16 protein-coding genes are annotated in these 17,549 nt (G+C 70.9%); 3 read left to right on the top strand and 13 right to left on the bottom strand.

The window, feature by feature from the left end:
* Positions 1-77 precede the first annotated feature (77 nt).
* The 5 genes from hydA to ACIP93_RS15450 all read right to left on the bottom strand — a co-directional run bounded on the left by hydA (position 78) and on the right by ACIP93_RS15450 (position 4,770).
* Entirely contained in the window at positions 78-1,469 is a 1,392-nt protein-coding gene (gene hydA / locus ACIP93_RS15470; protein ID WP_401758977.1) for a dihydropyrimidinase, read from the bottom strand.
* 166 nt (positions 1,470-1,635) lie between these two features.
* Positions 1,636-2,919 (bottom strand): aspartate aminotransferase family protein, encoded by a 1,284-nt coding sequence (locus ACIP93_RS15465; RefSeq protein WP_401758974.1) that lies wholly within the window; start codon positions 2,917-2,919, stop codon positions 1,636-1,638.
* A gap of 40 nt (positions 2,920-2,959) precedes the next feature.
* Positions 2,960-3,802: a nitrilase-related carbon-nitrogen hydrolase gene (locus ACIP93_RS15460; RefSeq protein ID WP_401758971.1), complete on the bottom strand. Its 843-nt coding sequence runs from the start codon at positions 3,800-3,802 to the stop codon at positions 2,960-2,962.
* 260 nt (positions 3,803-4,062) lie between these two features.
* Positions 4,063-4,452 (bottom strand): PPOX class F420-dependent oxidoreductase, encoded by a 390-nt coding sequence (locus ACIP93_RS15455; protein WP_401758968.1) that lies wholly within the window; start codon positions 4,450-4,452, stop codon positions 4,063-4,065.
* Positions 4,453-4,500: 48 nt separating this feature from the next.
* Positions 4,501-4,770 (bottom strand): helix-turn-helix transcriptional regulator, encoded by a 270-nt coding sequence (locus ACIP93_RS15450; protein ID WP_345218251.1) that lies wholly within the window; start codon positions 4,768-4,770, stop codon positions 4,501-4,503.
* 41 nt (positions 4,771-4,811) lie between these two features.
* Here ACIP93_RS15450 and map point away from each other — a divergent pair, with 41 nt between their 5' ends.
* The gene (map, locus tag ACIP93_RS15445; RefSeq protein WP_401758966.1) at positions 4,812-5,582 is read left to right on the top strand and encodes a type I methionyl aminopeptidase; all 771 of its coding nucleotides are present in this window, start codon (positions 4,812-4,814) and stop codon (positions 5,580-5,582) included.
* A gap of 585 nt (positions 5,583-6,167) precedes the next feature.
* On the opposite strand, the gene ggt is transcribed toward map, so the two are convergent.
* The 3 genes from ggt to ACIP93_RS15430 form a co-directional block, all read right to left on the bottom strand.
* Positions 6,168-7,997, bottom strand: coding sequence for a gamma-glutamyltransferase (gene ggt / locus ACIP93_RS15440; RefSeq protein ID WP_401758963.1), 1,830 nt, complete (start codon positions 7,995-7,997; stop codon positions 6,168-6,170).
* 176 nt (positions 7,998-8,173) lie between these two features.
* Positions 8,174-9,436: a cytochrome P450 gene (locus ACIP93_RS15435; RefSeq protein WP_401758960.1), complete on the bottom strand. Its 1,263-nt coding sequence runs from the start codon at positions 9,434-9,436 to the stop codon at positions 8,174-8,176.
* On the bottom strand, positions 9,433-10,227 hold the full coding sequence (locus ACIP93_RS15430; RefSeq protein ID WP_401758957.1) for an alpha/beta fold hydrolase: 795 nt from the start codon (positions 10,225-10,227) through the stop codon (positions 9,433-9,435). Before ACIP93_RS15430 ends, ACIP93_RS15435 begins: the two co-directional genes overlap by 4 nt.
* A gap of 977 nt (positions 10,228-11,204) precedes the next feature.
* On the opposite strand from ACIP93_RS15430, the gene ACIP93_RS15425 reads away from it, so the two are divergent.
* A complete protein-coding gene (locus tag ACIP93_RS15425) occupies positions 11,205-12,044 on the top strand; it encodes an SAM-dependent methyltransferase (protein ID WP_401758954.1) in 840 nt (279 codons plus the stop codon).
* A gap of 19 nt (positions 12,045-12,063) precedes the next feature.
* Here ACIP93_RS15425 and ACIP93_RS15420 read toward each other — a convergent pair whose 3' ends face one another.
* From ACIP93_RS15420 to ACIP93_RS15410, 3 genes are all read right to left on the bottom strand, one after another.
* Entirely contained in the window at positions 12,064-13,044 is a 981-nt protein-coding gene (locus ACIP93_RS15420; RefSeq protein ID WP_401758951.1) for a helix-turn-helix domain-containing protein, read from the bottom strand.
* A gap of 137 nt (positions 13,045-13,181) precedes the next feature.
* A complete protein-coding gene (locus tag ACIP93_RS15415) occupies positions 13,182-13,412 on the bottom strand; it encodes a DUF397 domain-containing protein (RefSeq protein WP_345218237.1) in 231 nt (76 codons plus the stop codon).
* A 211-nt stretch (positions 13,413-13,623) separates the two neighbouring features.
* The gene (locus ACIP93_RS15410; protein ID WP_401758948.1) at positions 13,624-14,256 is read right to left on the bottom strand and encodes a PH domain-containing protein; all 633 of its coding nucleotides are present in this window, start codon (positions 14,254-14,256) and stop codon (positions 13,624-13,626) included.
* Positions 14,257-14,670: 414 nt separating this feature from the next.
* On the opposite strand from ACIP93_RS15410, the gene ACIP93_RS15405 reads away from it, so the two are divergent.
* On the top strand, positions 14,671-15,870 hold the full coding sequence (locus ACIP93_RS15405; RefSeq protein WP_401758945.1) for an Ig-like domain-containing protein: 1,200 nt from the start codon (positions 14,671-14,673) through the stop codon (positions 15,868-15,870).
* Between the two features lie 165 nt (positions 15,871-16,035).
* On the opposite strand, the gene ACIP93_RS15400 is transcribed toward ACIP93_RS15405, so the two are convergent.
* Both ACIP93_RS15400 and ACIP93_RS15395 read right to left on the bottom strand, forming a co-directional pair.
* Positions 16,036-16,908, bottom strand: a complete 873-nt coding sequence (locus ACIP93_RS15400) for an amino acid ABC transporter permease (protein ID WP_345218231.1) — start codon at positions 16,906-16,908, stop codon at positions 16,036-16,038.
* Positions 16,905-17,549, bottom strand: coding sequence for an amino acid ABC transporter permease (locus tag ACIP93_RS15395; RefSeq protein ID WP_345218230.1), 645 nt, complete (start codon positions 17,547-17,549; stop codon positions 16,905-16,907). The genes ACIP93_RS15400 and ACIP93_RS15395 overlap by 4 nt, the downstream gene beginning before the upstream one ends.

Here is a 17,549-nt window from a genome sequence, read left to right as displayed (position 1 = left end):
ACACCGGGCCCCGCCGCGCCTCTCGACACCGTCCGCACCGCCGACCGCCCCACCGGGCCCCGGCCCGACCAGGACGGCTACCCGAGGTACTGGGAGGTGGCACGCGCCAGATACAGGCCGTGGCCGGGCCGCCCGTGAAAACGGCCCCGCTCGATGACGACCTCCCCCCGGGACAGCACGGTCTCCACCCGCCCCGTCACACGCTTGCCCTCGTACGCGGAGTAGTCGACGTTCATGTGATGTGTCGCCGCCGAGATGACCTGTTCAGCCGCCGGGTCGTAGACGACGATGTCCGCGTCCGCGCCCGGGGCGATCGTCCCCTTCCTCCCGTACAGGCCGAACATCCTGGCCGGGGTCGCGCACGCGATCTCGATCCAGCGGCGGCGGGTGAGGTGGCCGTCGACGACGGCCTGGTGGAGGAGGTCCATGCGGTTCTCGACGCCCGGGAGCCCGTTGGGGATCTTGGAGAAGTCGCCGCGGCCCCGTTCCTTCTGGCCGGTGAAGCAGAAGGGGCAGTGGTCGGTGGAGACGACCTGGAGGTCGTTGGTGCGCAGGCCCCGCCAGAGGGCCGCCTGGTGTTCCCGGGGACGCAGGGGGGTCGAGCAGACGTACTTCGCGCCCTCGAAGTCGGGCTCCGCGAGGTTGTCGGTGGAGAGGAAGAGGTACTGGGGGCAGGTCTCGCCGAAGACCGGGAGGCCCTTGTGGCGGGCCGTCGCGATTTCGTTGAGGGCTTCCTCGGCCGACACGTGGACCACGTAGACCGGAGCGCCGGCGACCTGCGCGAGCTTGATGACGCGGTGTGTGGCCTCCGCCTCCAGGAGGGCCTTGCGGACCTCGCCGTGGTACCGGGGGTCGGTCTCGCCGCGGGCCAGGGCCTGTTCGACCAGGACGTCGATGGCGAGGCCGTTCTCCGCGTGCATCATGATCAGGCCGCCGTTGGACGCGGCCTTCTGCATCGCGCGCAGGATGTCGCCGTCGTCGCTGAAGAAGACCCCGGGGTAGGCGGTGAAGAGTTTGAACGAGGAGACTCCTTCGGCGACCAGGCCGTCCATCTCCTTGAGGGACGACTCGTTCACGTCCGACATGATCATGTGGAAGCCGTAGTCGATCGCGCACTTGCCGTCGGCCTTCGCGTGCCACGCGTCGAGGCCCGCGCGGAGGCTCTGGCCCGGGGGCTGGATGGCGAAGTCGATGATCGTGGTGGTGCCGCCCCACGCCGCCGCCCGCGTGCCGGACTCGAAGGTGTCGGAAGCGAAGGTTCCGCCGAACGGCATCTCCATGTGGGTGTGCGCGTCCACGCCGCCCGGGATCACGTACTTGCCCGTGGCGTCGATCGTGCGGTCCGCCGTCCAGCTCTGGGTGCCGGGGGCGGCCAGAGCCACCACCCGGCCGCTCTCGATCAGGACGTCGGCGTGCGTCTCCTCGGCAGCGGTGATCACGAGACCGCCGGTGATCTGCGTGCGTGTCATGGCTGTGCTCTCCTTCGCTGCGGCCCGTCTGCCGGCTCGCTCCCACGGCGCGTCCGCCGCCGGGCTTCGCGTGCCGCGCGTCCGCCCTCGATCCGTGCGTCGGCGTGGTCTTCGTTGGGGGGCGGCCCGCCGCGCGGAGGGCCGCCCCCGGGAGGGACGAGCTGGACTACACGCTCCGCAGGGCGCGTTCCAGGACGGCCGCGCCCTCCTCCGCCTCCGCCACCGTCAGCGAGAGCGGCGGGGCGATGCGCAGCACGCTGGTGTTGTGGCCGCCGCCCTTGCCCAGCAGGAGGCCGCCCTCGCGGGCTGCTTCCTGGACCTGGCCGGCCGCCTGCGGCCAGGCCTGGTCGGTGCCGGGGCGGACGATCTCGATGCCCGCCATCAGGCCCCGGCCGCGTACCTCCCGTACGCAGGGGGTCGCCGCGCCGATCGCGCGCAGACGCTCCAGGAGGAGGCCGCCGACGCGGCGGGAGTTGCCCTGGAGGTCGTGTTCCAGGAGGTACGAGAGGTTGGCGAGGCCGGCGGCCATGGTGATCGGCGAGCCGCCGAAGGTGGAGATGGAGCCGGAGTCGATGCAGTTCATGACCTCGGAGCGGGCGACGACGCCGCCGATGGACATGCCGTTGCCGATGCCCTTGGCGAAGGTCATGATGTCCGGCGGGCCGTTCTCGGCGTGTGCCTGCCAGCCCCAGAAGTGGTCGCCGGTGCGGCCCCAGCCGGTCTGCACCTCGTCGGCGATCCACAGGATGCCCTCGCGGGCGAGCACCTCGCGGAAGGCCGCGTAGAGGCCGTCGGGCGGGGAGGTGAATCCGCCGACGCCCTGGATCGGCTCGGCGATGAGTGCGGCGACCTGGCCGCGGGTCTGGCCGAGCACGTCCTCCAGGTCGGCGACGCACGCCTCGATGAACTGGGCGTCCGAGAGGTGCGCGAAGGGGCCCCGGTAGCGGACGCCTCCGTGGACGTACAGCGTCTGGAGCGGGGAGAGGCTGGTCGGCGACCAGTTGCGGTTGCCGGTGAGGCCCACGGTGGAGAAGGAACGGCCGTGGTAGCTGTTGCGCATCGCCAGGAGCTGGTTGGAGCGGCGGTACGTCGTCGCCAGCATCAGCGCGGTGTCGTTGGCCTCGGTGCCCGAGGTGGTGAAGAAGACGCGGGCGTCGGGGATGCCGGAGAGGTGGGCGACCCGTTCCGCGAGGTCGATCATGGGGCGGTTGAGGTAGAGGGTGGAGGAGTGGATGAGGCGGGACGCCTGTTCCGTGACCGCCTTGGTGACCTCGGGGAGGGCGTGCGCGGTCATCGTGGTGAGGATGCCGCCGAAGAAGTCGAGGTACTTGCGGCCCTCGGCGTCCCAGACGTGGCGGCCCTCGCCGTGGGTGAGCTCGATCGGGTTCTGGTAGTAGAGGGCGAGCCACTCGGGCAGGACGGCCTGGTGGCGGGAGTGCAGGTCGGTCATGGCTGGGCCAGTCCTTCGTGGGGTGCGGACGCGTCGGAGTTCAGGGCTTGACCAGTCCTTCGTACGCGTCGGGGCGGCGGTCGCGGTAGAACGCCCACTGCTGGCGCACGTCCTCGATGAGGTCGAAGTCGAGGTCGCGGACCACCAGTTCCTCGCTCTTGTCGGACGCCGGCTCGCCGACGAACTGGCCTCGCGGGTCCACGAAGTAACTGGTGCCGTAGAAGTCGTTGTCGCCGTACTCCTCCTGCCCGACGCGGTTGATCGCGGCGACGAAGTACTCGTTGGCGACGGCGGCGGCCGGCTGCTCGAGCTGCCACAGGTGGGCGGAGAGCCCGCGCGAGGTGGCGGAGGGGTTGTAGACGAGCTGGGCGCCTTCGAGGCCCAGTTGCCGCCAGCCTTCCGGGAAGTGGCGGTCGTAGCAGATGTAGACGCCGACGCGGCCGACGGCGGTGTCGAAGACCGGCCAGCCCAGGTTGCCGGGCTTGAAGTAGTACTTCTCCCAGAAGCCCTTGACCTGGGGGATGTGGTGCTTGCGGTACTTGCCGAGGTAGCTGCCGTCGGCGTCGATGACGGCGGCGGTGTTGTAGTAGAAGCCGGAGGACTCGCGCTCGAAGACCGGGACCACGATCACCATGCCGGTCTCACGGGCCAGGTCCTGCATGCGGCGGGTGGTCGGCCCCTCGGGGACGGCCTCGGCCCAGCGGTAGTGCTCGGCCTCCTGGACCTGGCAGAAGTAGGGGGCGTTGAACACCTCCTGGAAGCCGATGACCTTCGCTCCCTGCCGGGCGGCCTCCCGGGCGTGCTCCTCGTGCTTGGCGATCATGGATTCGGTGTCGCCGGTCCAGGTGGCCTGGACCAGAGCGGCGCGTACGACGTGGGCCATGACTCGACTCCGTTCAACCCGTTCAACCCGTACGGCTCGCACGACCCGCACGGCCGGACGCCCCGGACGTCCGACGGGACGTCAGAGACCCTCTACGCCCGTAGAGTTGGGACGTGGATGCTTGAACGTAAGCCGCGGCGCGGGGCGGGGCAAGACCATCGCCGCGAACCGGCGGAGTCGATCATGTTTCACACCCGCAGGGGTGAAGCCCCCCGCTCCGCGCCTTGACCGCAGGGCCCCTCGGCGAGCCGCCCGAAGCCTCAGGTCGCGAGCTCGATCCGGATGCCCACGTGCGGCCGCCGGCCCCGGCGCACGAGCCGCGCGGGCAGGTCCGTCATCCAGTACTGCCAGGTGTACTTGCGCGCGATCATCCCGCGCACCTCGCGCAGCCCCTCCGCGTCGAGCACGGTCGCCCGGCCCTCGACGGTCGGGGCGCCGGGAGTGAGCCTGCCGCGCAGGTCGCAGGCGGTGACGGTGACCCGGCCGTCGCGCCGGATCCGCTTCACCTTCCAGGACTCCTCGTTGGTCCACACGTACAGCGCCTCGCCGTCGCCCGCGACCCAGACGGGAGTGGCGACCGGGGTGCCGTCCTTGCGGAAGGTGGTGAGGCTGATGTAGCGGGTACGGGAGAAGGCGCTCAGGAGGTCCATGCGCCGACCCTACGCGCGGCCCCCCGCCGCGCGGAGTCCGCTTCCCGTTTACGCCGTGCCCACGACCGGCATCAGTTCGCACTGCACCAGCAGCCCGTCCAGGGACAGGCCGAGCGTGCCCGCGAGCGCGGCGACCGTGAAGAAGGCCGGAGTCGGGGCGCGGCCGGTCTCGATCTTCCGCAGCGTCTCCGCGGAGAGCCCCGCGGCGGCGGCGACCTCGACGATCGTGCGGCCGCTCGCGGTGCGGGCTTCGCGCAGCAGCCGGCCGAGGCGTTCGCCGCGCTCGTGCTCTTCGGGGGTGAGGGGGGTTCGAACCATGGCGTTATTCTAATACCTCTCCGACCGGTATAGTAATTGGCATGGTGGAGATCAAGACAGACGCGTCCGTGGACGCGATGCGTGAAGCGGGCCGCGTGGTGGCCCGGGCCCTGGCGGCGGTCGAGAAGACGGCGGCGGTGGGGGTGTCCCTGCGGGAACTGGACGAGGTGGCGCGGGAAGTGCTGCGGGAGGCGGGGGCTGGCTCGCCGTTCCTCGACTACCACCCGGACTGGGCGCCGGTCCCCTTCCCCGCGGTCATCTGCGCTTCCGTGAACGACGCGATCGTGCACGGCATCCCGACGGACTACCGGCTGCGGGACGGCGACCTGGTGAGCATCGACTGCGGGGCGAGCCTGAATGGCTGGGTCGGCGACTCGGCGATCAGCTTCACGGTGGGCCGGGCGCGGGAGGCCGACGTGCGCCTGATCGAGACGGCCCGGGCGGCCCTGGAGGCGGGGATCGCGGCCGCGGTCGTCGGCAACCGCACGGGCGACATCGCCCATGCGGTCGGCACGGTGTGCCGGGCGGCGGGTTACGGCATCCCGCAGGGCTTCGGGGGCCACGGAGTGGGCCGTACGATGCACGAGGGCCCGGAGGTCCCGAACGAGGGGCGCCGGGGGCGGGGCATGAAGCTCCGGCACGGGATGGTGATCGCGATCGAGCCGATGCTGATCGGGGGCGGCGGGGACGGGTACGGCTCGGCGCCCGACGGCTGGACCCTGTGCACGACGGACGGCAGCCGCGCGGCGCACGTGGAGCACACGGTGGCGGTACGGGAAGGGGGGCGGGCCCGGGTCCTGACGGCGCTCTGAGAAGCGCCCCGAACCGGCCGGGCGGCCGTGCCCCTTCAGGGGCGCGGGGAACTGCGCGAGCAACCACGACGCGCCCGCACGTTTCCCACCGGGGGTGGTGCCCCTTCAGGGGCGCGGGGAACTGCGCGACCAGCCACGACGGACCCGCACGGGAACCGTTCTCCTTGGCCGCGCGGCGAGCGCTTTAGGTGGAGGGGCGGGTCCGGGGCCTCTCTGCCCGAGCCGGGCAGGGCTGAGGCGTCCGGCACGGGGGCTGGTATCCCGGCCTCGGCGGAGGAGCGTGCCCCGCACAGGCGCTCACGCAGGGAGCGGCACCCGGGTGGACCGGGAGCGGAAGGGGCCGCCCCCTTGCCCGCCCTCCCCCAAGCTCTCGGCTTCGCTCGAGCAGGGGGCACCCCCCTCCCCCCCCTTGGGGCGGCCCCGTCGCCCAAGGGGGCGAGGGGTGGTGGAACGGGAGCAAAGAGGGGGCCACTCAGCCGGGGCACGGACCCAGCACCGGCCCGTGCAGCTCCACCCGGCTCGGGTAGGCAGGCCCGAGGAGCGGTCCCACGGCCAGGCAGGCCATACCGGACGGCCCCGGCGAGCCTACGGCCGGACCACCATCGCCGAACCACCCCCCCGCCGCACCCTCTCCGCCGCCGCCAGCCACCGGCCGTCACCCAGCCGCTGCACCCCCGTCGCCGCCCCGATCTCCGGGTTCAGCTTGAAGACGTGCCCGAGCCGCTCCAGCTCGCCCCGCACCGCGCTGTCCCACAGCCCCGGCTCCAGCTCGGTCGCGGCGGCGTTCCGCTGGCTGGCCCGCGGCGCGGCAATCGCGTCGACCAGCGGCAGGCCCCGGTCCACGTGCCCGATCAGACTCTGCAGCACGGTCGTGATGATCGTCGCCCCGCCCGGCGACCCGAGCGCCAGCACGGGCCGGTCGTGCCTGTCGAGGACGATCGTCGGCGAGATCGACGACCTCGGCCGCTTGCCCGGACCGGGCAGGTTCGGGTCGTGCACCGCCGGACTGGCCGGGGCGAAGGAGAAGTCCGTCAGCTCGTTGTTGAGCAGGAAACCCCGCCCGGGCACGGTGATCCCGCTGCCGCCGGTCGACTCGATGGTCAGCGTGTACGCGACGACGTTCCCCCACTTGTCCGCCGCCGTGAGGTGCGTGGTGTTCTCGCCCTCGTACGTCGTCGGCGCGGCCTTCCCCGGACTTCCGCACGTCCGCGACGGGTTGCGCGGGTCGCCCGGCGGCAGCGGGCTCACCAGCGCCTTGTCGTCCTTGATCAGGCACTCCCGCGAGTCCGCGTACTTCTGCGACAGCAGTCCCCGCGTCGGCACGTTCTCGAAGGCCGGGTCGCCGACCCACCGCCCCCGGTCCGCGAACGCGATCCGGCTGGCCTCGATGAACCGGTGCAGGTACTTCGCCTGGGACGCCTTGCGCAGGTCGGTCCGCTCCAGGATGTTGAGCGCCTCGCCGACGCTCGTGCCGCCCGACGACGACGGCGCCATCCCGTACACGTCGAGCCCCCGGTAGGAGACCTTCGTCGGGGCCCGACGCTCGGTCTCGTACGCGCGCAGGTCCCTCTCCCGCAGGTCGCCGGCGCGCACCGTGCGGGTGGCCTTCGGGTCGACGGGCGGCTTCTGGACCGTACGGACGATGTCGCGTGCGAGGTCGCCGCGGTACAGCGCCCCGACTCCGTCCCTGCCCAGCTTCTGGTACGTCCGCGCCAGGTCGGGGTTCTTGAACGTCGAACCGACGACCGGCAGCCGCCCTCCCGGCAAGAAGAGCTTCGCGGAGTCCGGGAAGTCCCGGAAGCGGGCCTCGTTGCCCTGCGTCTGCGAGCGGAACGTCGCGTCGACGGTGAAGCCGTCCCGCGCCAGCTTCTCGGCGGGCTTCAGCAGGGTGCGCAGCGGCTTGGAGCCCCACGCGTCCAACGCCCTGTCCCAGGTGGCCGGCGTGCCGGGGGTGCCGACGCTGCGCCCGCTGGTCATGGCCTCCTCGAACGGGATCGGCTTCCCGTTCTCGACGAAGAGGTTCTTGTCGGCGCTCTTCGGCGCGGTCTCGCGCCCGTCGATGGTGCGCACCGTGCGGGACTCGGCGTCGTAATAGACGAAGTAGCCTCCGCCGCCGATGCCCGCCGAGTACGGCTCGGTGACGCCGAGCGCGGCGGCCGTGGCGACGGCGGCGTCCACGGCGTTGCCGCCGTTCCGCAGCACCTCGATGCCCGCCGCCGACGCGTCCGCGTCCACGCTGGCCACCGCCCCGCCGTATCCGACGGCGACCGGCACCTTGGCGGGCGCGGCGTCGGCCTGCGGCGGACTCGCGGCGCCCGGCGGGGCCGCCCCGCCGACCGTGACGACGACGGCTGTCGCCGCCAGCAGGGTCAGCGCCCGAAATGCGGGCCGGGTGGACCGGGTGGGTCGGCGCATGCGTACCTCCAGGCGTGAGACGTCCGCGCAGCGTAGCCCCGGCGCCAGGCCCCCGCCAGGTGCCACGTGGTACGTCTCGCCCCTCGGGCCGGAACGTCATCCGTACGCAACAAGCCCGCCGGGCCCGGCTGCCGCCACGAAGCCTCCCGCCCGCCTCGCACCGGGGGCGTCACCGCCTAACCCACCTCCAGTTCCAGGGACTTGATCCCGTTGATGAAGTGGGAGACGAGTCGCCGCGGCGGCCCGGCCGTCCGGTAGCGCGGCAGCACCCGCAGCGCCTCCTCGTGCAGGACGCGCAGTTGGAGGCGGGCGAAGTGCGCGCCGAGGCAGACGTGCGGGCCGTCGCCGAAGGACACGTGCGGGTTGGGCGAACGGGTGAGGTCGAGGCGGTGCGGGTCGGCGAAGACCCGCTCGTCGTGGTTGGCGGAGGCGTGGAAGACCACGACCTTGTCGCCCGTACGGAGCTTCCTTCCGGCGAGTTCGGTGTCCTCGGCGACGGTCCGCCGGAAACTGAGCACGGGCGGATGCCACCGCAACAGCTCCTCCACGGCCCGCCCCGTCTCCACGTCCCGCATGGCCTCTTGAGCCGCCGGGTCCTCGGCGAGTGCCAGGAAGCCACCGGGTGCGGCACTGCGGACGGTGTCGTTGCCCGCGACGGTGAGCAGGAAGAAGAACATCTCCAGCTCGGCGTCGCCCAGCCGGGCCCCCTCCCCCGCCGTCCGCGCCGTCGCCAGCGCCGTCATCAGGTCCTCGCCGGGCCGCTCGCGCTTGTACGCCGCCAGCTCGCGGGCGTACGCGAACATCTCGCCCAGCATCGCGGGCGAGCGCGGGTTCACCGGCCGCCCGTCGGGCCCGCGCACCAGCCGGTCGGCCTCTTCGGGGTCCTGGTAGGCGATGACGCGTTCGGTCCAGTCCAGGAGCAGGCCGCGGTCGGCCGCCGGGACGCCGAGCAGGTCGGTGAGGTTGAGCAGCGCGTACTCGTCGGTGACGGCGGCGACCAGGTCGAAGACGCCGTCCTCGGCGTCCCGTACCGCCGCTTCCAGCAGCGTACGGGCCCGCTCCCGCACCCGGGCCTCGAACCGGTCGATGCGTCCCGGCGTGAAGGCCCCGCTGACGATCCGCCGCAACTTCCCGTGCTGCGGCGGGTCCTGATTGAGCATCATGCGCCGCACGAAGGGCAGGTCGGCCGGATCGGGGTCGCGGATCTGGGTGGCCCCGAGACAGGACGAGAAGACCCGGGCGTCCTTGAGGACCCGTACGACGTCGGCGTGCCGGGTCACCGCCCAGAAGCCGGGCCCGGCGGGCCAGCCGAGCACCTCGTACTCGTCCTGCCAGGCGACCGGCGCCGCGTCCCTCAGCCACCGGTAGTCCTCGTGCGGGACGCCCCGTGCGTACCGGCGCGGGTCGTACACGTCAGGAACGTCCCGCACGTCCTTCACTCCGCCCCGGCCCCGGCCTCGTCCCCGTCCGCGCGCAGGAAGTCCTCGACCGTCCGCACGAGTTCGAGGGGCGTCTCGTCCATGGCGTAGTGCCCGGCGCCGCCGATCTCGGCCAGTTCGGCCCGCGCGTACCAGCGCATCCAGGTCTCCCGCGTCAGGGCGGCCCCCAGCGCCGGGTCGAGCGCGCCGACGACCGCGAGCGCGGGCACGGGCGACCCCATGACGTCCTCGTGGAAGTCCTCTCCGGCCCACGAGTCCAGCCACGCCCGGAACGCCTTGGCGTCGCTGCGGCCCACCGACTGCTGGACCATCCGGTCGAGCCAGGCGGACGGCCGGTTGCCGCCGGTGGTGAGGTCGAGGATGACCCGCCGGTTCTCGGGCCGGTCGGCCGCTTCCGCGAAGAGTTCCCACTGCTCGGGGGGCATCGGCAGCCCGCTCGCCGGCACCGGCGACACCCCCACCAGCCGCCGCACCCGCTCCGGAGCCGCGGCCACGACCCGCTGGACGACGCTGCCGCCCATGGAGTGCCCGACCAGCGAGAACCGCTCCCAGCCGAGGTGATCGGCGACGGCGAGCACATCGGCGGCGCCCTCGCGGGTGGTGAAGGACCCGCCCGTGTTCAGCGACTCCCCGTACCCCCTCAGGTCGACGAGGGCGTACCGGAAGGTCTCCAGATCGAGGTCGGGCAGGATCGCGGCGTAGGCGCTGCGGTCGGCGAACCACCCGTGCACGGCGAGCACGTGGTGCGAGCCCTCGCCGACGAGGGTGTGGGGCAGGACGTGAGGGGCCATCGGGTCTCCGATCGGACACTGCCGAGCACCCGGCTCGGCGGGCCTCCACGGTGGCCCGGCGGGGCCGGGGGGACAAGACCGCGTCGCAGCGGAACGGTTCCTGGTCGGCAGCCGAATCGGAGTTGCAGCGTCCGTTTGCTTGCATGGGCAGTTGCACGCCAGAGATGTTCCATGATTTTTTTCTGGGCCCACCGCCCGGCTCGGCAAACGCCTCGCCGAAGTGCTTCTGGCATATTCGGCCCCATCGGCTCTCTCTGGACGGTTTCTGACCGAAATCCGTTCTCACGCGCCATGGAATGAGCTCGACGAGTTCCCTTTCTGAACGCTTCACCTTTCCGCCTGCCGCACGTCCGTGCGAATTCTCCGAGTGCATCGCGGACGCGAAGAATTCCCACCGTTTGCAGGAGAGGAAAAGCCCAGGGGAGAGGAAGCCAAGGGGGTTTCGGGCGGGCTAGGGTGACGGAAATAGGGCCTTGAGGCATGCACCGCCTCAAGGCCCACTCCGGAACTGCACCGACAACCAAGGAAGAGCCATGTCCAATTCCGACAGCACGGACCCGTTACCCGAAGACCCGGCCTCCGGTGAAAATACCACTCACCCTCCACCGGCAACCCCGCCCCGTCGACGGAATCCGAACCTTTTCGAACGGTTCGGAAGCCCCGCCCTCTCTCTCGCCTGCGCGGCATGGTCGGCGTTTCACCACGCGGGACCCGACCTTGCCGACCTCGCGAGCCTGCTGCCCCCTCTGTTCCAGATCACGAGGGGGCTCTTGTCCCGCAGGCGCGACTCCGACGCCTAGGCGGCAACGGGCGGCCGGCCCGGCCGCCCGCCCGCCCCTCATGGGTCTCGGGCTCGCACACGTCGTCAACCCCACTGCGACATCGCCCGATTGTGGTCTGTCCCACCGCTCGGCCTGTCCCTAGCATGAGGCCACACCCGCGGCCGTGCCGGAACGGCCGCGGACCCTGGGGGACACATGAATCAACAGAAGACGGTCGGCCCGCACGCGATCGACGTCGACACACCGAGCGTGGCCCGCATGTACGACTGGCTGCTCGGCGGCATCGAGAACTACCAGTCCGACCGCGACGCCTGCGTGGAACTGCTCACCATCGCGCCCAGCACGAAGGAACTCGCCCTCAACAACCGCAACTTCCTTCGCCGGGTGGTGCGTGTCCTCGCCGAGGACTACGGAATCCGGCAGTTCGTCGACCACGGCTCCGGCCTGCCGACCCAGGACAACGTGCACCAGATCGCCCAGCGCGTCGATCCCGCGTCACACGTGGTCTACATCGACAACGACCCCATCGTCCTGGCCCACGGCCGCACGACGCTGGAGGAGAACGAACAGACCGCCATCATCAAGGCGGACATGCGCGACCAGGACTACATCACCGGGCACGCCGAGTACCGGCGGCTCATCGATCCCACCAAGCCCACGGCTGCCCTGTTCGTATCGGTCCTGCACTGTGTCCCCGACGAGGACGCGCGCACCCTCGTCGACACCGTGCGCGCCCGTCTCAAGCCCGGCGACTTCATGGTGATCTGCCAACTGGCCAGCGAGCAGGCCGACGTTCGCGAGCGGGTGACCCGGCTGATGGACGTCAGCACGGGCGGCCACTGGGGCAGGGTGCGGAAGCCCGAGGAGGTGGAGGCCTACTTCGAAGGGCTCCGCATCCTCGACCCCGGATTCGGGAAGGGCGACGGCAAGGCGCCGCTCTGCGATGTCACCGACTGGCGGGCGGACTCCCAGGTGGTGCCCCGGCAGAAGAGCCAGGAGTGGATCGAGTGGGGCGGCGTCGGCGAGGTGCTGTAGCCGTCGGACGCGGTGGCCGTCAGGCACGTTTCTCGTCGGCCGCCGCGCGCTCCGCCGCCCCGAGGCGGGCCTGCTGCCGCGCGATCGCCTCATCGAGCATGTCCGCGCTGTCCCGTCGTGACGCCGCGACGTAGCTCAGCTCGTTGAGCACATGCCGGTACAGGTCCACCTGCGGCGGCTTGCTCAGGTAGAGCGCGCTGTCGATGAGCTCGACGTACACCAGCTCGGCCGGACCGCCGTCATGGAACTTCAGATGGGTGATCGGATAGCTCGGCGCGATGCTCGCGCTGACGTCAGTGTCCTCGAAACGCACGATGCGGACGTGGATGCCGCCGCCGTTCGCCACTCTCTTCAGGTGCAGCAACTGCTCCAGCATGACCCGGGGGCCGCCCACCGGGCGCAGCAGGACACTTTCGTCCAGCAGCGCCACCATCATGGGCGACTGGGCCCCCCGCAGAATGCGCTGCCGGCGAAGGCGCAGCTCGACGCGTCTCTCGATCTCCAGCACTGTCGCGCCGGGCACGGCGGCGCCGACCACCGCCCGCGCGTAGTCCGGCGTCTGGAGGAGCCCCGGAACTATGTGGTTCTCGTACGTGTAGATGCGTTCCGCCGCACCCTCCAGCCCGATCAGCCGACGCAAGTACCCGGGAGTCACATCGGCGTACTGGCTCCACCAGTGGCTCTCCTGCGTGTGCCGCAGCAGGCTCTCGATCTCGAACGTCTCCATCGGGCTCAACCGGTAGTACTTCATCAGGTCCCGGACGTCCCGCTCCTTGGGAGGGCTCTCGCCCCGCTCCAGGCGGCTGACCTTCGAGACCGACCCCCTGATCACCGGGGCGACGTCCTTGAGCCCGAGCCGGCGCTCCTGGCGCAGTTGGCGCAGATGCTCGCCGAGCACCCGGGCGGCGGCCTCCGACTTCCCCCGGAACGCCCCGTCCCGTGCGGCTCCCCGGCCGATCCGCTCCTCCGGCACGTCGTCTCGGAAGCGATCGGCAGGCATGCACACTCCAGGGGAAGGCGACACGAAGGGCCAGCGTCCCAGACTGGGGCTGCCGCACCCGCCGGGACAACCTTTGCCCAAAGCTGTGCGGGGGCCGGTGTCCCGGCCCCCGCACAATCCCCTTCACCGGGACGGAGTCAGTTCCCGAATCCGTCGAACTCCCCGGCCTTCGCTCCGGCCACGAAGGCTTCGAGTTCCGCCCCGGTGTAGATCAGGGCCGGCCCCTCCGGGTCGCGGGAATTGCGCATCGCGACCGATCCCCCGGGAATCGCCGCCAGTTCGACGCAGTTGCCGCCCGCGCTGGCGCTGCTCTTGACCCACGTGACGCCCGGGATGCTGCTCGCGGCAACACCGTTGCACATCTGCATTCGGCCACCTCTCTCGAGTGCGAAGACCCTCGTGAAATCCCATATGCAATTGCACGGGCGAGGGATACGAGGAGCGTAGACCCGCGTGCCGCAGGCACGTAGTCCCCCAAAAGAGTGTGGTTGAGCGGGAATTGACCCCGCGATGCGCTGCCTCGTTCGAGGAATCGTCACTGCCGGGCCGCATACGCACGGCGCCCCGCGCCGCCCGGCTTCAGCGCCGCAGGTCCTCCACGTACAGGGTGGGCGGCGCGTACGCGCGCAGCATGCGCAGCGCGTCGTCCAGGGCGAAGGCGAAGACGTACGTCTCGAAGCACAGGCCCTGCTTCACGCGCGGCGCGCTGCCCGTCATCAGGGAGAACCTGCGGTACGCGGCCCGCGGGCGCGAGACGTACGGCAGCGCGCCCGCCGAGGACGCGCGGGCCTCCACGATCAGGAACTGGCCGGCCCGCACACCCGCCACCCGCACCGCCAGGACGTCGTCCCAGGGGATCGTGCGCTCGGCGAGGAGGGGCAGCCGCACCGAGACCCCGTCCCGGTCCGCCCCCAGGGTCAGCGGGCGGACCAGGTAGCCGCAGTAGGTCACGGTGACGAACAGGAGCAGCAGGCCGAGGAAGGACATCAGCGCACCGGAGAGCGCGGCGTTGTTGCCGCCCCGGACGACCGCGAAGACGGTGTAGCCCCACATCACGGTGACGACCACCGCCGCGATGGGCATCGCCCTGACGACCCCGCGCAGCGGCAGCTCCATTCTGGTGTCCCCCGCCGGGACCGCGTCCTGCGGATCCTGGGGGCCCTGCGCCTCCGACGGGTACGGCGGGTCCTGCGGGTCCTGTGCATGCGTCATGGTCAGAGCTTCGGCGCTGTGCGGTCCCGGCACCAGTACCCGACGGTGATCGGCCCGGTCCGTCCACCGGACCGCCGCGGTCCCGGCCCGTGACCGCCTGCTGCGGCGTCCGGCCGGCGAACCTGCCCGGCAGTGGCCGACGGCGGGGGTGATCATGATCCTCCCCGTGGTGATCCGCCGCTGGAAGTCCGGCACACACCACGGAACCCTCCACGAGGACACGGTTCCTTCGCCGCCGCAAGGGGCCGCAGGTCCCGCTGTCCAGGGACTTTCGTCCGCGGCCGCTGCGGGACTTGTCACAAACCCCTTCCCCCGTTTGGTGCAACCGGGGCCTTCCGGATTACCTCCTACAGAGAGGACGAACGACAGGCAGACGCACCCGCACGACCACGCACCGCCACGGAGGTTTTCCAGTTGACCCGCATACGCCGCCCGCACGCCCGGCTCCGTACCGTCACGCTCGCCGGTACCGCCGTGCTCGCCGCAGCCGCGCTCACCGCCTGCAACGGCGACGGTGGCAGTGCGGCCGCCGCGGCCGCCAAGGAGACGCCGCAGACCAAGGTGTCGGTGAGCGCCTCCGGCAAGCAGGCCAAGGCGGGCGAGCCGGTCAAGGTGACCCTCACCGGGGGCGGCAAGCTGGACTCGGTCACCGTCAAGGACACCAAGGGCGGCACGCTGACCGGCCAGATATCCGCCGACGGCACGTCCTGGACCTCCGCGCGCACCACCTCTCCCGGCACCAGCTACACCGTCGAGGCGAAGGCCGCCGGCGCCACCGCGACCAAGGCGGACTTCACCACGCAGGCCGCCGACAAGGTCAACAAGCTGACCATCGCCCCCGGCAAGAACACCACCATCGGCATCGCGCATCCGGTGTCGATCGTGTTCGACAACCCGGTCAAGAACAAGGCCGACGTCGAGAAGCACCTCAAGCTCACCACCTCGAACAACACCGAGGGCTCCTGGGGCTGGATGACCGACTACTCCGGCAAGGACCGCGTCGACTGGCGCCCCAAGGACTACTGGAAGTCCGGCACCAAGATCACCCTGAACGCCGACCTGAACGGCGTGGACTCGGGCAGGGGCGGCGGCTGGTTCGTCCGCGACTACACGACGAACTTCACGGTTGGCAAGAACCAGATCGTCAAGGTCGACCTCGACAACCACCGCCTGAAGCTGATCCGCGACGGCGAGACCGTCAAGGACGCCCCGATGTCGGCGGGCACCCCGGGCGGCGACAAGGCGTCCTGGCGCGGCAAGACGGTGCTGATGTCGAAGGAGGGCACCATCAACATGCGCTCCGAGACGGTGGGCCTGACCGGCAGCGACAGCTACGACAAGATGGTCGACTACTCGATGCGGCTGACCTGGTCGGGCATGTACGCGCACGCGGCCCCGTGGAACAGGGCCTACTTCGGCAACACCAACCACAGCTCGGGCTGCATCGGCATGAGCGACTCCGACGCCAAGGCCGTCTACGACGCCGTGCAGATCGGCGACCCCTTCGAGGTCACCGGCTCCGGCTCCAAGGGCACCCAGGCCCTCAACAACGGCTACGGCAACTGGAACGTCTCCTGGGCCGACTGGCAGGCCAAGAGCGCCCTGAAGAGCTGACGGCGGCACGGCCCCGGCCCTGGTCCCCCGGCCCTCGGCGGGCACCACCCGTCCGGCACGCAGCTGACCTTCTCGTCCCCGCGGCCGACGCGCGTGACGCGTCGGTTCCGCTTCGGCACGAGTGATCCCCGGCTGCTGCCGGACAGGCGTGCTCCCGCCATCGGGCTACTGCCTGCTGGGCAGCAGCGTTCCCGCCTCGGCCGGTCCGATGTCCACGGCCTCCGTCTTGGGATTGCGTCGCTGACGCCTGGCCACCCAGTTGGCGAACCAGGAGAGCAGCATGCACATCCCGATGTAGATCGGCGAGATCACCAGAACTACGGGGATGAAAGGCAGATCGTAGTCGAGGTTGGACGCGATGAGCTTTCCGGCATGGAGGAACTCCTCATAAGTGATCAGGTATCCGAGGGAGGTGTCCTTCAGCGCGACCACCAACTGGCTGATGATGGTCGGCAGCATCGCCCGGACCGCCTGCGGCACCAGTACATGCGTCATGACCTGCGTCTTGCGCATGCCGAGCGCGTAGGCGGCCTCCCGCTGGCCGCGGTCCACGGAGGCGACCCCGGTACGGAACACCTCCGCGAGCACCGAGCCGTTGTAGAGCGTCAGCCCGGCCACCAGCGCGGGCAGCGGCTGGACCTGCAACGCCACGAAGATGAAGAAGATCATCACCAGTACGGGCATGGCGCGGAAGAACTCCACGCACAGCCCGGCGAGCCGGCGCAGCGGGCGGTGCTCGGACAGACGCCCCACCGCGAGCAGCGCGCCCAGTGCGAGCGAGAGCACCGCCGCGTACGCGAACGCCTTCAGCGTGTTGGCGAGTCCGTGGAGCAGCAGCTCCTGGATGCCCTTGTACTGGAACGGGGTCCATTTGGCCGCCGTGAACTGGTCGGTGTCGAACAGGAGATGCACGATCCAGGCGAGCAGCGCGAGCAGCAGGACCGTGGAGGCGATCCCGTACATCAGGTGCCGTCGCCGGGTCCTGGGGCCCGGGATGTCGTAGAGGGCGGTGGAACGGGTGGACAGGGCGCGGCTCATCGGGCGACTCCCCAGCGCTTCTCCAGCGCGTGGAAGAGCGCGCTGATGGTGAGGGTGACGATCAGGTATCCGAGCGCGATCCAGACGAAGGACCAGATGACGCTGTAACCCAGCTCGTTGAGGGTCTTGTACGTGCCGAGCAGCTCGGTGACGGAGAACGCGCCGGCGATCGCCGAGTTCTTGGCGAGCGCGATCAGCGTGGACCCGACGGGCGGGATCACCGACCGGAACGCCTGTGGCAGCACCACGGTCGACAGCGTCTGCCCGAAGGTCATGCCGAGGCTGCGGGCGGCCTCGCCCTGTCCGAGCGGCACGGTGTTGATGCCCGAGCGCAGCACCTCGCAGATGAACGCCGAGGTGTAGCAGCCCAGTGCGAGGACCGCGAACAGCTGGAAGGGCAGTACCAGTCCGAACCGCGGCAGCCCGAGCAGCACGGCGAAGAACAGCAGCGTGAGCGGGGTGTTGCGCAGCACCGTCACCCAGGCCGTGCCGAGCGCCCGGAAGGAGCCGACCGGGGAGACCCGGCAGGCGGCCATGGCGAAGCCGAGCACGAGGGCCAGCAGGGAGGCGTAGACGGTCAGCTCGACCGTGCCGAGGAATCCTCTGCCGTACAGGGCGAAATTGTCGGTGAGTACGTTCAT

This window comes from Streptomyces sp. NPDC088745 (genome assembly GCF_044751045.1).
GTDB classification, from domain to species: domain Bacteria; phylum Actinomycetota; class Actinomycetes; order Streptomycetales; family Streptomycetaceae; genus Streptomyces; species Streptomyces cremeus.
Note: the sequence above shows the minus strand (reverse complement) of the source record. Positions and strands in the feature narration are given on the sequence as shown.

Coding starts and splice junctions, on each gene's coding strand:
- hydA (WP_401758977.1), bottom strand. CDS start 1,469: ATGACACGCACGCAGATCACCGGCGGTCTCGTGATCACCGCTGCCGAG.
- ACIP93_RS15465 (WP_401758974.1), bottom strand. CDS start 2,919: ATGACCGACCTGCACTCCCGCCACCAGGCCGTCCTGCCCGAGTGGCTC.
- ACIP93_RS15460 (WP_401758971.1), bottom strand. CDS start 3,802: ATGGCCCACGTCGTACGCGCCGCTCTGGTCCAGGCCACCTGGACCGGC.
- ACIP93_RS15455 (WP_401758968.1), bottom strand. CDS start 4,452: ATGGACCTCCTGAGCGCCTTCTCCCGTACCCGCTACATCAGCCTCACC.
- ACIP93_RS15450 (WP_345218251.1), bottom strand. CDS start 4,770: ATGGTTCGAACCCCCCTCACCCCCGAAGAGCACGAGCGCGGCGAACGC.
- map (WP_401758966.1), top strand. CDS start 4,812: ATGGTGGAGATCAAGACAGACGCGTCCGTGGACGCGATGCGTGAAGCG.
- ggt (WP_401758963.1), bottom strand. CDS start 7,997: ATGCGCCGACCCACCCGGTCCACCCGGCCCGCATTTCGGGCGCTGACC.
- ACIP93_RS15430 (WP_401758957.1), bottom strand. CDS start 10,227: ATGGCCCCTCACGTCCTGCCCCACACCCTCGTCGGCGAGGGCTCGCAC.
- ACIP93_RS15425 (WP_401758954.1), top strand. CDS start 11,205: ATGAATCAACAGAAGACGGTCGGCCCGCACGCGATCGACGTCGACACA.
- ACIP93_RS15420 (WP_401758951.1), bottom strand. CDS start 13,044: ATGCCTGCCGATCGCTTCCGAGACGACGTGCCGGAGGAGCGGATCGGC.
- ACIP93_RS15415 (WP_345218237.1), bottom strand. CDS start 13,412: ATGCAGATGTGCAACGGTGTTGCCGCGAGCAGCATCCCGGGCGTCACG.
- ACIP93_RS15410 (WP_401758948.1), bottom strand. CDS start 14,256: ATGACGCATGCACAGGACCCGCAGGACCCGCCGTACCCGTCGGAGGCG.
- ACIP93_RS15400 (WP_345218231.1), bottom strand. CDS start 16,908: ATGAGCCGCGCCCTGTCCACCCGTTCCACCGCCCTCTACGACATCCCG.
- ACIP93_RS15395 (WP_345218230.1), bottom strand. CDS start 17,549: ATGAACGTACTCACCGACAATTTCGCCCTGTACGGCAGAGGATTCCTC.